Raw genomic sequence first — 13,378 nt, 5'->3', positions numbered from 1 at the left:
CTGTACATCTGGATCCGGGGCATTGACGGAAGTACCTCGCGATGCCTACGGTGCGCATTGTTTGAAATGTTTCAACTAGCCGGGAGCTCCCTTGTCGCATCTCGCCGTGACCGACCTGCGCGTCGAAGGACTGGCCGAACCACTGGGCCTCGACGTGGACGCGCCGGAGTTCTCCTGGCGGATCACCGGGGCCGGGCGTGGACGGGCGCAGAGCGCGTACCGGCTGGTCGTGGCCCGGGAGGGCGATCCGGCCGACGAGGGGGCCGAAACCGTCTGGGACAGCGGCGTGGTGGCCTCGGCCGCGACCTTCGACGTCCGGTACGGCGGCGCCGGGCTGCGGCCGAGGACGCGCTACCAGTGGCGGGTCAAGGTGGCCGACGAGCACGGCGAATGGTCCGGCTGGAGCCCCGCGCACTGGTTCGAGACCGGGCTCGGCGAGGCCGGCGGCTGGATGGCGGGCTGGATCGGCACCCCCATGGTGCCCGGCTCCGAGCGGCTGCCGTCGCTGGAGAACGTGCCGCGCATCTGGGTCGCCGGCCCGCTCGGCCCGTCCGGGTCGCCGACCGGGGCGTTCCGGACGCGGTTCTCGGTGCCGGGCGGGGCCAGGCCGCTGTCGGCGTGGCTGGTGATCGGCGGCGGAGCCGAGACCGAGTCGGTCGAGGCGGTCGAGGCGTACGTCAACGGGGTGCGGGTCGCGGGGGAGCGGCGGGAGGGCGCGTTCGTGGCCGACGCGGGCGACCTGGTGGCCTCGGGCGAGAACGTGCTCGCGATCAGGGCCGCCGGGCCGGGGCTGTGCGTGCGGCTGGAGGTCGTGGTCGAGGGGCGGCCCGCGCTGCCGCAGCTCGTCCCGGTAGCGGGCGAGAGCACGGTGACCGTCACCTCCGGCGGCCGGTGGCGGGCCGAGGACCGGCCGGGCGAGGGCTTCGAGCAGCCCGGCTTCGACGACTCGGGCTGGCGGCTGGCCGAGGAGGTCGGGCTGCACGGCGACCCGCCGCTGGGCCGCGAACCGGTCGGCGACCGGCCCAGCCCGTACCTGCGGCGCGAGTTCGGCGTGCCGTCGCCGGTGCGCCGGGCCAGGCTGTACGCCACCGCGCTCGGCGTCTACGAGATCCACCTCAACGGCGCCCGGGTCGGCGCCGACCACCTGGCCCCCGGCTGGACCGACTACCGCCACCGCGTCACGTACCAGACCTACGACGTGACGGCGCTGGTGTCGGAGGGGCGCAACACGATCGGCGCGGTCCTGGCCGACGGCTGGTACGCCGGCAACATCAGCTGGTTCGGCTCCTTCCAGTACGGCCGCCGCCTGGCCTTCCGCGCCGAGCTGGAGATCCTGCACGAGGACGGCACCCGCACCCGGCTGCGCACCGACGCCGACTGGCGCGCCGGCTCCGGCGCGATCCGCTACGCCGACCTGCAGAACGGCGAGCGGCAGGACCTGGCGGCCGAGCCGCTCGGCTGGACGGCCGCCGGGTTCGACGACTCCGGCTGGGCGCCCGTGGTGCCGGTGAGCCCGCCCGCGGGCCGGGTGACCGCCTCCGTCGCGCCGCCGATCCGGGTGCACGAGGAGGTGGAGCCGGTGCGGGTGTGGGAGCACCGGCCCGGCGTGTGGATCGCCGACTTCGGCCAGAACCTGGTCGGCTGGGTCCGGCTCACCGGCCGCGCCGGCCGCGACCGCCCGGTGGTGCTGCGGCACGCCGAGGTCCTCGACCACGAGGGCGGGCTGCACCTGGCCAACCTGCGCTCGGCCCGCGCCACGGACGAGTTCCTGCCCCGCGGCGAGCAGGCCGAGACGTTCGAGCCGAGGTTCACCTTCCACGGCTTCCGGTACGCCGAGGTGTCGGGCCTGCGCGCGGCCCCCGAGTCGATCACGGCCAGGGTGGCCCACGCCGCGATGGAGCCGGCCGGCGAGTTCACCTGCTCCGACGAGCGGCTCGACCGGTTGCAGCGCAACATCGTGTGGGGACAGCGCGGCAACTTCCTGGCCGTCCCCACCGACTGCCCGCAGCGGGACGAGCGGCTCGGCTGGACCGGCGACATCTGGGCCTTCGCCCCGACCGCCCTGTTCAACTACGACGCCGCCGCGTTCCTGCGGAGCTGGCTGACCGACGTGGTCGACGCCCAGGGCGACGACGGCGCGGTCACGCACGTGGTGCCCGACGTGCTGTCGGGCCGCGGCCTGTCGCCCAACCCCAAGGAGGCCGGCTCGCCCGGCTGGGGCGACGCGCTGGTCATGCTGCCGTGGGCGCTGCACCGCCTGCGCGGCGACGCCCGCGTGGTCGCCGCCTGCTTCCAGCCGATGCTGCGCTGGCTGGCCTACCTGGACCGGCGCTCGGAGAACGGGATCTTCCCCGACGAGGGGTTCGGCGACTGGTTGTCGATCGGCGCCGAGACCCCCAAACGGCTCGTCGGCACCGCGATCTTCGCGCTGTCGGCCCGGCAGCTGGCCGGGCTCGCCGCCGCGCTCGGCCGCGACGCCGACGAGCGCTCCTGCCTGGAGCTGTACGAACGGGTGCGCCGGGCCTTCCGCGCGGCCTTCGTCGAGGGCCCCGGCGTGGTGGCGAGCGGCACGCAGACCGCGTACGTGCTGGCCGTCACCGCCGGGCTGCTGGAGGAGCACGAGCTGCCCAGGGCCGCGGCCCGGCTGGCCGGCGACGTCGAGGCGCGCGGCGGCCACCTGTCGACCGGGTTCCTCGGCACGCCGTACCTGCTGGACGCGCTCACCTCGACCGGACGGCTGGACGTGGCCTACCGGCTGCTGACGCAGGACACCTTCCCGTCCTGGCTCTACCCGGTCGTGCACGGCGACGCGACGACCATGTGGGAGCGCTGGGACTCCTGGAGCCACCACCGCGGGCTGCAGGACCCCGGCATGAACTCCTTCAACCACTACGCCTACGGCGCCGTCGGCGACTGGATGTACCGGACGGTCGGCGGCCTGGCCCCCGGCTCACCCGGCTACGCCGACATCGTCGTTCGCCCGCGCCCCGGCGGCGGGATCGGCTGGGCGCGGACCGCCCACCGCACCCGGCACGGCCAGGTGGAGATCTCCTGGCGGCTGACGGACGGCTGCCTCGCCCTGGACGTCGTCGTGCCGCCCAACACCCGCGCCGAGGTGCACGTGCCCGCGCCGCCGGAGCGGGTGACCGAGGGCGGCCGGCCGGCGGCCGAGGCGGAGGGCGTGACCTTCGACCGCCTCGACGACGGGGCCGCGGTCTACCGGGTCGGCTCGGGCTCGTACGCGTTCCGCACCACCGCTGAGAGGCATTGACGATCGTGACCAGCACAAAAGCGCGCCGCCGGATCCCGTGGGGCGTCTACCTCGTCCTCCTTCCCACCTTCGCCCTGCTCGCGGCGTTCGCCTACTACCCGGCGCTCAACGGCATGCTGCACTCGCTGTACGAGTGGCGGCCCGGCTTCGGCTCGCCGTTCGTCGGCCTGGACAACTACCTCACGATGCTCGGCGACGACCTGTGGTGGGCCTCCTTCCGCAACGCCGGGATCATCTTCGTCTGGGCCGTCACGCTCATGTGGGTGTTCCCGCTGCTGGCCTCCGAGCTGGTGATGTCGCTGTCCAGCGAGCGGCTGCGGTTCGTCTTCCGCACCCTGCTCATCCTGCCGCTGGCCTTCCCCGCCGTGGTCAACGTGCTGCTGTGGCAGTTCATGTACGACCCGCGCGACGGCGTCGTCAACAGCCTGCTGCGCGCGCTCGGCCTGGACGGGCTGGCGGGCAACTGGATCGGCGACCCCGCTACGGCGCTCGCCGCGCTGATGACGATCGGCTTCCCGTGGGTGGCCAGTTTGCCGTTCCTGGTCTTCCTGTCGGCGCTGCAGAACGTGCCGGCCGAGATCTACCAGGCCGCCGAGGTGGACGGCGCCGGCCGGCTGCGCCGCTTCTGGAGCATCGACCTGCCGATGATGTTCCGCGACGTCAAGCTGCTGCTGGTGCTGGCGGTGATCTCGGTGCTCCAGTACGGCATGCAGGCCCACATCATGACCAAGGGCGGCCCCGACAACGCCACGCAGGTGCCGGTGCTGCGCATGCTCGACGCCGCCTTCGTGGACACGAGCTGGGGGTACGCGGCCGCGCTCGGCACCGTGCTGTTCGCCCTGACGCTCGGCGTGAGCCTGGTCGCGCTGGCGCTCGGCAGGAGGTCGGCATCGTGAGCCGGACCCGCAGGACCGACCTGGTGGCCGGCGGCGTGCTGGCGGTGCTGGCCTTCGCCGGGCTGTTCCCTTACCTGTTCATGCTGGCCGCGTCGGTCAAGGACAACGAGCAGTTCTTCGGCAGCTACTGGTCCCCGGCCTGGCCGGTGCACCTGGACAACTACGCGGCGGCCTGGGAGCAGGTCAGCCCGTACCTGTTCACCTCGTTCGTGGTGGCGGCGCTGGCCATCGGCGGCACGATGCTGCTGGCCCCGGCGGCGGCGTTCGTGTTCGCCCGCTACCGCTTCCCGGGGCGCAACGCGCTGTTCGGGCTGGTCGCGGCGCTGCTCATGGTGCCCTCGATCACCAGCCTGATCCCGCTGTTCGTGCTGATGCGCGACCTCGGCATCCTGGACAGCCGGCTGGTGCTGATCATTCCGCACGTCACGGCGAACACGGTCTTCGGGATCGTCGTCATGCGCACGTACATGGCGCAGATCCCCGAGGAGATCTTCGAGGCGGCGCGGGTGGACGGGGCGGGCGGCGTCCGGCTGTTCCTGGCCTTCATGCTGCCGCTGGCCCGGCCGGTCATCGGCACGGTGGCGCTGATGACGGTGCTGGGCGTGTGGAACGACTACTTCTGGCCGCTGCTCACCGTGCAGACCGATGCCTACCGGACCATCCCCGCGGGGCTGGCCTTCTTCGCCAACCAGAACGCGCAGCAGTGGGGCCCGCTGTTCGCCGGCTACGTCCTGGCCAGCCTGCCGCTGGTGGTGCTGTTCACGTTCCTGTCCAAGTGGTTCCTGGCGGGCATCCAGGGCGGCATCGTGTCCGGCAAGTGAGCCGGCGCCGCGATTGAAACGTATCAATAAGGAAAGGACCCGTACCCCGATGAGAACACCCCCCAAGAGCGGGCTCGCGGCCCCGGCCGCACTGGCCGCGCTGCTCGCGCTGACAGGCTGCGGCCTGCTCGGCACCGGCGGCACGTCCGCCCAGGACGGCGGCGGCAAGGTGACGATCACGCTGGCCGGCCCCAACCAGTGGAACGCCAGCGGCAGCAGCTTCGGACCGGCCTGGGAGGCGCTGGTCGGCGCCTTCGAGAAGCGCGAGCCCGGCATCGAGGTCAGGACGCAGGTGCTGCCCCTCGACGGCTTCATGCAGACGATCACCACCCAGCTCGCCGCCGGCACCGCGCCCGAACTGGTCTTCAACCAGCCGCCGCACAAGGCGCACGAGGTGCACGCGCTCGACGCCGAACTGCAGAAGCCCAACCCGTACGTGCCGGGCAACCAGCGCTGGATCGACGTGTTCAGGAAGGAGTACTACGGCCCCGCCGTCTCCAAGGCGCTGAGCAAGGAGAGCGGCAAGCTGGAGTACATCCCCTTCAACCTGGTCGCCATCGGCCTGTTCTACAACAAGGACGCCTTCGCCAAGGCGGGCATCGACCAGCCCCCCGCCACCTGGGAGGACTTCAGGAGCGCCTGCGGGAAGCTCAAGGCGGCCGGCTTCGACCCCGTCGCCCTCGACAAGGGCGGCCTGGCCGCCGGCTGGACGTGGGAGGCGGTCAGCACCCAGCTCATCGACAAGTACCACGACGACTGGAACCTCTTCGACGCCACCGGCAAGCCGGGCAAGGCGCCGACCGTGACCGAGAAGTCGATGAGCAGGGTCATCAAGGAGGGCACGCTCACCACCAGGACGCCCGAGGTCGCCGAGTCTCTGAAGATCTACAAGGAGTTCTTCGACTGCGGCACCCCCAACTGGACGGGCGTCGCCGACGGCGGCGCGACCGTGGGCTACCGCGACTTCGTCTCGGGCAAGGCCGCCATGTCGTGGGGCACCGACTTCGCCGTCGAGGCGCTGAAGGCGGACGCGAAGTTCGCCCTCGGCACGATGCCGTTCCCCACCATCACCAAGGCCAGCACGCCGCTGTCGTCGGAGGCCCCGGCCCGCTACGGCGCCTCGATCGGCGGCACCAGCTACATGATCCCCTCCACCGTCAAGGGCGAGAAGTACGCGGCGGCGGTCAAGTTCCTGCAGTACATGAGCTCGCCGGCGATCAAGCCCTGGCTGGACGCGACCGGCGGCCTGCCCGCCGTCGAGGGCGTCGAGCCGTCGGCCGAGACCGCCGGGCTGCTGGAGGGCGAGTGGGGCAAGCCGTTCCGGGTGGTGGCCCTGCCGGGCGGCCCGGAGGGGACCTCCTTCCGCGACGTCTTCGACGGGTACCTGCTCGGCCGGCGCTCCCTGGAGGAGGAACTGACCGACCTGGACAAGTGGTGGAAGCGCGGCATCGAGGCCGGGATCAAGAAGAACGCCTGGGGCGACGAGGACTGGGCCAAGTAGGAGGAATGACATGCGGTTGTTGATGGCTCTGGCGCTGGCCGTCCCGATGCTTGCCCTTCCGGCGCAGGCCCTGCCCGCGCGCGCGGCGGCGGCCGGCGGGGTGAGCGGCGTCGAGGTCGGCGGGGACACGGTCACCGTCACCGGCGTCGCCCCGGGCCGGGCCGAGTTGTACGCTCTGGACACCTGGCAGGACTCGCCCGCGGGGGAGCAGCCGGTCGCGACCGTCGAGGCGGGCCCGTTCCGCGTCGAGGTGCCCCGGATGGACGGTGACCAGGACCGGCTCTACGACAAGTTCCTCGCGGTGGGCGCGGACGGCCCGCTGGGGGAGGTGCACTACGCCGACGAGCTGAGCTTCGCGTCGGCCAACCAAGCCCCCTATCCCGAAATGTCGGGCAAAAAGGGGTTACAAGTCCAGATGACGGACGACGCCGAGGAGATCGGCGTCCAGCACGCCGGCATCAACCTGGCACTCGACTCGGTCATGACGGCCGGGCCGGGCGCCCCGGGCAACACCATCGAGTTCGTCTCGCAGGGCAGAACGTACTACTTCGACCGCGGCGCCGTCGCCGGGCTCGACGCCCAGGTCAAGCCGCTGTCGGACAACGGCGTCCTGGTCAACATGATCGTGCTGGTCTACAACAGCGGCGCAGCCAACTCCGCCGCGCGCACGCTCATCCACCCCGACGCCGAGCTGGGCAAGGGCACGGTGTACGCGTTCAACACCAAGACGGCCGAGGGCGAGGCGCACTTCACCGCCGCGATGGAGTTCTTCGCCCAGCGCTACAGCCGGCCTGACGGCCGGTACGGCCGGGCGTGGGGCTGGATCGTCGGCAACGAGATCGACGCCCAGCAGTTCTGGTACAACATGGGCCGCCAGGACCGCGACGTCTTCCTCGACCAGTACTCCCGCGCCATGCGGCTGACCTGGCAGGCCGTGCGCAAGGCCGACGCCGCCGCCCGCGTCTACACCTCGCTGACGCACTTCTGGACGGGCTCGGCCAACGACGACCCGAAGTACACCTACAAGGGCCGCGACGTGGTGGACGGGCTCAACGCCCTCACCAAGCGCCAGGGCGACTTCGACTGGAACATCGCCTACCACCCCTACCCGGAGAACCTGTTCAACCCGGCGTTCTGGAACGACAGGACCGCCACGGACGGCTTCGACACCCTGCGGATCACGTTCAAGAACATCGAGCTGCTGCCGCGCTACCTCGCCCAGGACGACCTCACCTACAACGGGCAACGGCGGCGGGTGATCCTCTCCGAACAGGGCCTGAACTCCCAGGACTACTCCGCCAAGGAGCTGGAGCTGCAGGCCGCGGCCTACGCCTACGCGTACTACAAGATCGCCTTCGCCGACGGCATCGACTCCTTCATCCTGCACCGGCACGTCGACCACAAGCAGGAGGGCGGCCTGCGGCTCGGCCTGTGGACGTGGGACGAGGAGCACAGCGCGCCCTCCAACGCCGGGGAGCGCAAGCCCCTGCACGAGGTGTTCGCCGCCATCGACACCGACCGGTCGCTGGAGGCGACCGAGTTCGCCAAGAAGATCATCGGCATCTCCGACTGGAAGGACGTCATCCCCGGCTTCGACCCGGGCAAGCTGGCCGTCCGGAAGCCGCCCGCCGTGGTGGGCACGCAGCTCGACGCCAGGCCGGTGGCCGAGCGGGTGATCTCCGGCTTCGAGACCGGCGCCGACGGCTGGCGGCCCTCCGACAACGCCGCCGCCGTGGAGCCGGTGGCCGTGGACGGCGGGCACGCGCTGCGCGTGCGCTTCGACCGCGACCTGCCCGGCTGGTCGCGGTACGCCAAGTCCTACAAGGGCGCCGACGTGCTGTTCGGCAAGCCGCTCGACGCCTCGCGCACGCCGTCGCTGTCGGTGTCGATCCGGGTGCCGGCCGAGGCCGACGACGGTTTCAAGCCGGGCAACGTCTTCACCGCCAAGGTCCGCGTCTACGGGCGCGGCGGCGCGGTCGCGGAGGGCGTCGGCACGATCGACCCCGAGCTCGGCTGGAACCGGCTCTCGCTGGACCTGTCCCGCTGGGCCGCGCGCGCCGCGATCTCCCGGGTCAAGGTGTGGGTCCGCGGCTCGGCCGGCTCCGACTGGGCGGGCTCGTACGACATCGACCGGCTGAGCCTGGCCACGGCGGCGCTGCCCGGCCTGGCCCGGCGCAACGTCGAGGTGAGCGCGTCCACCGCCGAGCGCGGCCGGATCGGCTCGAAGGTCACCTTCACCGTCACCAACCGGGACGTGCTGCCGATGGCCGGCCGGGTCACCCTGTCCGCCTGCGACGGCGTGGCCGTCGATCCGCCCGCGCTGCCGGTGACCGGCCTGCGCACGGGCGCGAGCCGCGCGTACGGGACCACGCTGACGGCGTACGCACCCGCGAACCAGGAGTATCCGGTCGTGTGCGCGTCCTACCTGGGGCACACGGAGCGGGTGACGTTCCGGCTGCCGCCGCAGGCCGCGTACGTGCCGCCCGCCCCCGACGCCTTCGCCAACCAGGAGCTGGCCGACGGCTTCGACCAGGCCGGCGACCACCAGGTCCACCGGGTCCAGCCGGAGGACAAGGAGCTGCCGCAGGTGACGTACGCGGGCGGCGCGCTGTCGGCCGGGCATCCGTCGGCGTCCTGGTTCGGGCTGATGTCGTCGGGCGTCTCGCCGCGCAACCCGGCGTTCGCCACGGCGATCACGATCAGGAAGTTCCAGGGCGACTCCACCGACATGGACACCGTCTACACGGGCCTGGTCAAGGACGGCAGCACGGACGTGGCGGCGTTCTACGTCAACAGCCACGGGTTCGCCGGGTTCGAGGTGCGCGGCCCACAGGTGCCGGGCGGGATCGCGGTCTTCGGCGTCAAGCAGGGCGTCACCGTCCCCGACGGCGGCCGCTTCGCGCTGTCGCTGGTGGGCGAGCGGGCCGCCATGTACGCCGACACCGGCTCCGGCTGGGAGCTGGTGACCGCGGCCACGCTGGAACACCTCCCGGCGGTGTCGGACCCGGAGGTCAGGGCCGGCTACCGCTACGGCTTCGGCGTACGCGGCGACCCCGGCCCCAGCCCGCTGGTGCTCGACGCGGTGGAAGGACGCAGCATCTCCTGACGCCCCGGCCCGCCGCTCACGGCCACATGTCCTGCGGGAACCCGGTCCAGCGCAGGCCGGACGGGAGGTGGCTCAGGTCGTTGAACATCACCATCGTGGGCGGCAGGCCGGTGCGGTACTCGATGATCGTCAGGCCGGTGTTGGCGCTGTTCAGGCCGAGCCACCGGGGCGGCGGCGCGTCCAGCGCGTGCCGCACCAGCCACGCGATCTGACCGGCGTGCGTCACCAGCACCTCGTGCGCGTCGGACGGAGGACCGCCGGAGGGCGGCCGGCCCGGGGCCTGGGCGAACCGGGCGACCAGGGCCTCGGCGAGCGTGTGGCCCGCCGCCGCCTCCGCCTGGTCGAAGCCGTCGAAGTAGCCGGCCCAGGACGCGGGCGTCTCGGCGGGGGCGGGCACGTGCGGCACGTGGTCGACGAGCTCATCGGCCGCGGCCACGGGCACGCCGGGCAGGTGCCGGGCGAGCTCGCGCGCGCTCTCGGCGGCACGCGGCAGCGGGGAGTGCCACACCGCGCCGATCGGCATCCCGGCCAGCCGTTCGCCCAGCAGGGCCGCCTGCTGCCGCCCGGCGTCGGTGAGTCGTCCGAACGCGTCGGCCGCGCCGTGGCGGGCCAGGTAGAGGCGTCGCATCGCCATGGGTGGCCGGGGAGCGGCGGGTCAGCGACCGCTCCCCTCTCCTTTCCATCGGTCAGGTGGTGGTGACGGTACCGGCGGTGCCGTTGACGGTGACGAGCGCGCCGTCCCGGAGCCTGCTGGTCACGTCAGGGACGCCGAGGACGGCGGGGATGGCGTGCTCGCGGGCCACGATCGCGGCGTGGGAGAGCACGCCGCCGGTCTCGGTGACGACGCCGGCGGCGATGCGCAGCAGCGGCGTCCAGGCCGGATCGGTGAAGGGGCAGACGAGCACGTCGCCCGGGAGCACGCGGGCGAAGTCGCCAGGCCCGCGCACGATCCGCGCGGTGCCGGTCACGGCTCCGCGGCTGCCCGGCGTCCCGACGAACGCCCCGGCCGGCACGTCCGCGGCCGGGGCGGGCGCGCCGGCGGGCGGGGGAGCGGCGGTGATCGGGCGGGCCTGCAGGATCCAGACGCGGCCGCCCGCGACGGCCCACTCGACGTCCTGCGGGCCGCCGCGCAGGGCCGCGATCCGCGCGCCCAGCCCGGCGAGCCGCACGGCGGTCGCGTCGTCGATCGCCGGCCGCCCCCGGACGTCGTCGGGCACGTTCCGCACGACGAGCCGCGCGCCCTCCCGGTCGAGCCGGGTGCGTTTGTCGGCCACGGCGCGCACGACCGATCCGTCCGCGGCGACCCGGTAGGAGTCGGGGGTGACCGTGCCGCCCACGACGCTGGGCCCGAGCCCCCACGACGCCTCGATCCCGGTGGGCTCGCCCGGCCCGCCGGGGGTGAACATGACCCCGGACACCTCGGCGTCCAGGTGGCGCTGGACGACCACGGCCATCGCCGGGCCCTCGCCGGACCGGGGGCCGACGGCGGCGCGCGGCGAGAACAGCGACGCCCAGCAGGCGCGCACGGCCTCGGCCACCTCGTCCGCCCCGCGCACGGCGAGGAAGCTCTCGTACCGGCCGGCCGCCGAGCTCAGGCCGGTGTCCTCGTCGGCCGCCGACGACCGCACGGCCACGGGCGGGTCGCCGAGCGCGCCGAGCCCCCGCGCCAGCGCCGCGGCCAGCCCGGCGTCGATCGTGAGGGCCTCGATCGCCCGCCGAGCCACGGCCGGGTCGTCCGGTTCCGCGGTGCGCCGCCCGAGGTCGAGGCCGCCTGCCTCGCCGCCTGCCTCGCCACCTGCCTCGCCACCTGCCTCGCCGCGGACCGCGGCGAGGTAGACGGCGAACGGCACCACGAAGCCGTCGGGGACCGGCAGCCCCGCCCGCAGCAGCGCGCCGAGCGCGCCGCCCTTGCCCCCGCAGGTGTCGGCCGCGGCCTCCTCGAGGGGTACGATCATCCGCCCGCCCTTCAACAAAATGTTGACGATGTCCCGCCGATTGTGAATCATGTGCCGCATGCAACGCAACCACGACCCCGTCCGGGCCACGAACGCGGACCAGCTCCAGGCCCAGCGCGAGAAGGAGGCCCGGCGGCGGCTCCTGGCCCTGGGCGCCGACCTGCTCGACCCGCGCCCGTGGCAGCCCCCGCCCGTCCCGCCGTCGGCGGTCGACCTGACACGGTTCGCCGTCTGGCGCAACGCCGGCCTGGAGCCGGAGGACATCCTGGGCGCGCTGGCCCTGCTGCCCGCCGCGCGCGCCGAGGTCGAGGCGATCGAGTCCGCCCTGCTGTTCACCGCCCGCAGTGCCGGGCTGACCTGGGCGCAGATGGCGGAGGCGATGGGGTTCAACTCACCGCAGGCGTGCCAGCAGCACTTCACCCGCCTGACCACCCGTCAGGAGGCCGGCTCATGACCAGGAGCTCCGCGCCGGACCTGCTGGTGCTGCACGCCGTACGCGTCACCGGCTTCGCCGACACCCCGGTGCTCGCCCGCCGGTACGCGCTCGGCCTGGCCGAGACGGAGGAGGAGCTGCTCGACGCCGAGGCGCGCGGCTGGGTGAGCCGCTCGGAGTTCGCCGGCACCGGCGGCTGGTCGCTCACCGAGGCGGGCCGGGCCGAGGACGAGCGGCGCCTGGCCGCCGAGCTCGACCGGGCCGGCGGCGTCGAGGAGGTGCACGACGTCTACCGCGAGTTCCTCCCGCTGAACGCCCTGCTGCTCAAGGCGTGCACCGACTGGCAGCTGCGCCCGGACGGCCGCGACCGGCTCGCCGTCAACGACCACTCCGACCCCGCCTGGGACGCCCGGATCCTGCACGAGCTCACCATCGTGGGCCGCGCCCTCCAGCCGCTCGCCGACCGGCTGACCGGCGTCCTGGCCCGGTTCGGCGGGTACGACACGCGCTTCGCCGCGGCCCTGGCCCGCGCCCGCAACGGGGAGGGCGCCTGGGTCGACCGCACCGACGTCGACTCCTGCCACCGCGTCTGGTTCGAGCTGCACGAGGACCTGATCTCCACCCTCGGCCTCGACCGCCACGCCCACCCCTGACCGCGGCGCGCGTCCCGTCAGGTCAGCCCCGGCCGCCGCCCAGGGAGTCCAGGACTGTGGGCAGGTCGGTGCGCGGGCCCCGGTTGTAGGGCAGCCTGGACAGCAGCATGCCCATGGCGCAGGTGTCCGACACGGCGGCGAAGGTCAGCCCGGCCCCGATGCCGGCGGCGATCCACCTGGCCCGCGGAAGACGCATGCTGATCAGCACCGAGCCGAGCACGATCGAGCCCGCCACCAGCCGCACCTGGCGTTCCAGCGACCAGCGCGGCGTCCCCGTGACGACCGGGGCTCCGGCGGCCTGCCAGCCGCTGATCCCGCCCGTGAGCACCCGCAGGCCGGGCAGGCCCGCCCCGGCCAGCACGCGTTCGGCCTGGCCGGCACGCTGCCCGCCGTGGCAGACGAGCACCGCGCGCTCGTCCAGCAGGGGGCGCAGGGTGGTGTGGTGCGCGCGCAGCAGGTCGAGCGGCACGTTGCGGGAGCCCGGGATGTGCACGGCGGCGAACTCGCCGGGGGTGCGCACGTCGATGATCTGGGGCGGGGCGCCGCCGTCCAGCAGCCGTCGCAGGGCGGCGGCGTCGACGGTGGCGGGGGCCGGCGGGGTGTCGGCGGTGGTCATGCGATGTCCTTGTCGAAGGTCCGGGATCGGTCGGGTCAGACATCCCTGGACGTTTGTTGTCAAGCAGCGAGGTCGTTTGATCGGTGCGACCAGGCGGTTGCCTGGTCGTAGGGGCTGTGGGTTTTG

Annotated in this window: 10 protein-coding genes; 7 read left to right on the top strand and 3 right to left on the bottom strand. The window is 73.3% G+C overall.

Annotation, left to right across the window (positions count from 1 at the left end; all coding sequences use genetic code 11):
- Positions 1-91: 91 nt before the first annotated feature.
- Genes ABZ459_RS49550 through ABZ459_RS49530 form a run of 5 tightly spaced genes read left to right on the top strand, consistent with a single transcriptional unit; the run spans position 92 to position 9,595 of the window.
- Positions 92-3,271: a family 78 glycoside hydrolase catalytic domain gene (locus tag ABZ459_RS49550; protein WP_357987446.1), complete on the top strand. Its 3,180-nt coding sequence runs from the start codon at positions 92-94 to the stop codon at positions 3,269-3,271.
- A 5-nt stretch (positions 3,272-3,276) separates the two neighbouring features.
- On the top strand, positions 3,277-4,167 hold the full coding sequence (locus ABZ459_RS49545) for a sugar ABC transporter permease (protein WP_357987443.1): 891 nt from the start codon (positions 3,277-3,279) through the stop codon (positions 4,165-4,167).
- On the top strand, positions 4,164-4,988 hold the full coding sequence (locus ABZ459_RS49540; protein ID WP_357987440.1) for a carbohydrate ABC transporter permease: 825 nt from the start codon (positions 4,164-4,166) through the stop codon (positions 4,986-4,988). Before ABZ459_RS49545 ends, ABZ459_RS49540 begins: the two co-directional genes overlap by 4 nt.
- Before the next feature lie 49 nt (positions 4,989-5,037).
- The gene (locus ABZ459_RS49535; RefSeq protein WP_357987437.1) at positions 5,038-6,489 is read left to right on the top strand and encodes an extracellular solute-binding protein; all 1,452 of its coding nucleotides are present in this window, start codon (positions 5,038-5,040) and stop codon (positions 6,487-6,489) included.
- Between the two features lie 10 nt (positions 6,490-6,499).
- Entirely contained in the window at positions 6,500-9,595 is a 3,096-nt protein-coding gene (locus ABZ459_RS49530) for a DUF5722 domain-containing protein (RefSeq protein ID WP_357987434.1), read from the top strand.
- Positions 9,596-9,611: 16 nt separating this feature from the next.
- Here ABZ459_RS49530 and ABZ459_RS49525 read toward each other — a convergent pair whose 3' ends face one another.
- Positions 9,612-10,229, bottom strand: coding sequence for a histidine phosphatase family protein (locus tag ABZ459_RS49525; protein WP_357987431.1), 618 nt, complete (start codon positions 10,227-10,229; stop codon positions 9,612-9,614).
- Between the two features lie 52 nt (positions 10,230-10,281).
- Positions 10,282-11,550 carry a PEP/pyruvate-binding domain-containing protein gene (locus ABZ459_RS49520; RefSeq protein WP_357987428.1) on the bottom strand — a complete coding sequence of 423 codons (1,269 nt, stop codon included), beginning with the start codon at positions 11,548-11,550 and terminating at the stop codon, positions 10,282-10,284.
- A 58-nt stretch (positions 11,551-11,608) separates the two neighbouring features.
- Here ABZ459_RS49520 and ABZ459_RS49515 point away from each other — a divergent pair, with 58 nt between their 5' ends.
- Together ABZ459_RS49515 and ABZ459_RS49510 are read left to right on the top strand one after the other, a co-directional pair.
- A complete protein-coding gene (locus ABZ459_RS49515) occupies positions 11,609-12,004 on the top strand; it encodes a DNA-binding protein (protein WP_357987425.1) in 396 nt (131 codons plus the stop codon).
- The gene (locus ABZ459_RS49510) at positions 12,001-12,636 is read left to right on the top strand and encodes a transcriptional regulator (RefSeq protein WP_357987422.1); all 636 of its coding nucleotides are present in this window, start codon (positions 12,001-12,003) and stop codon (positions 12,634-12,636) included. The genes ABZ459_RS49515 and ABZ459_RS49510 overlap by 4 nt, the downstream gene beginning before the upstream one ends.
- Positions 12,637-12,658: 22 nt before the next feature.
- Here the strand turns inward: ABZ459_RS49510 and ABZ459_RS49505 are convergent, their stop codons facing one another.
- Positions 12,659-13,252, bottom strand: coding sequence for a rhodanese-like domain-containing protein (locus ABZ459_RS49505; RefSeq protein WP_357987419.1), 594 nt, complete (start codon positions 13,250-13,252; stop codon positions 12,659-12,661).
- Between the last annotated feature and the right edge of the window lie 126 nt (positions 13,253-13,378).

This window comes from Nonomuraea sp. NPDC005692 (genome assembly GCF_040631115.1).
GTDB lineage: Bacteria > Actinomycetota > Actinomycetes > Streptosporangiales > Streptosporangiaceae > Nonomuraea.
Note: the sequence above shows the minus strand (reverse complement) of the source record. Positions and strands in the feature narration are given on the sequence as shown.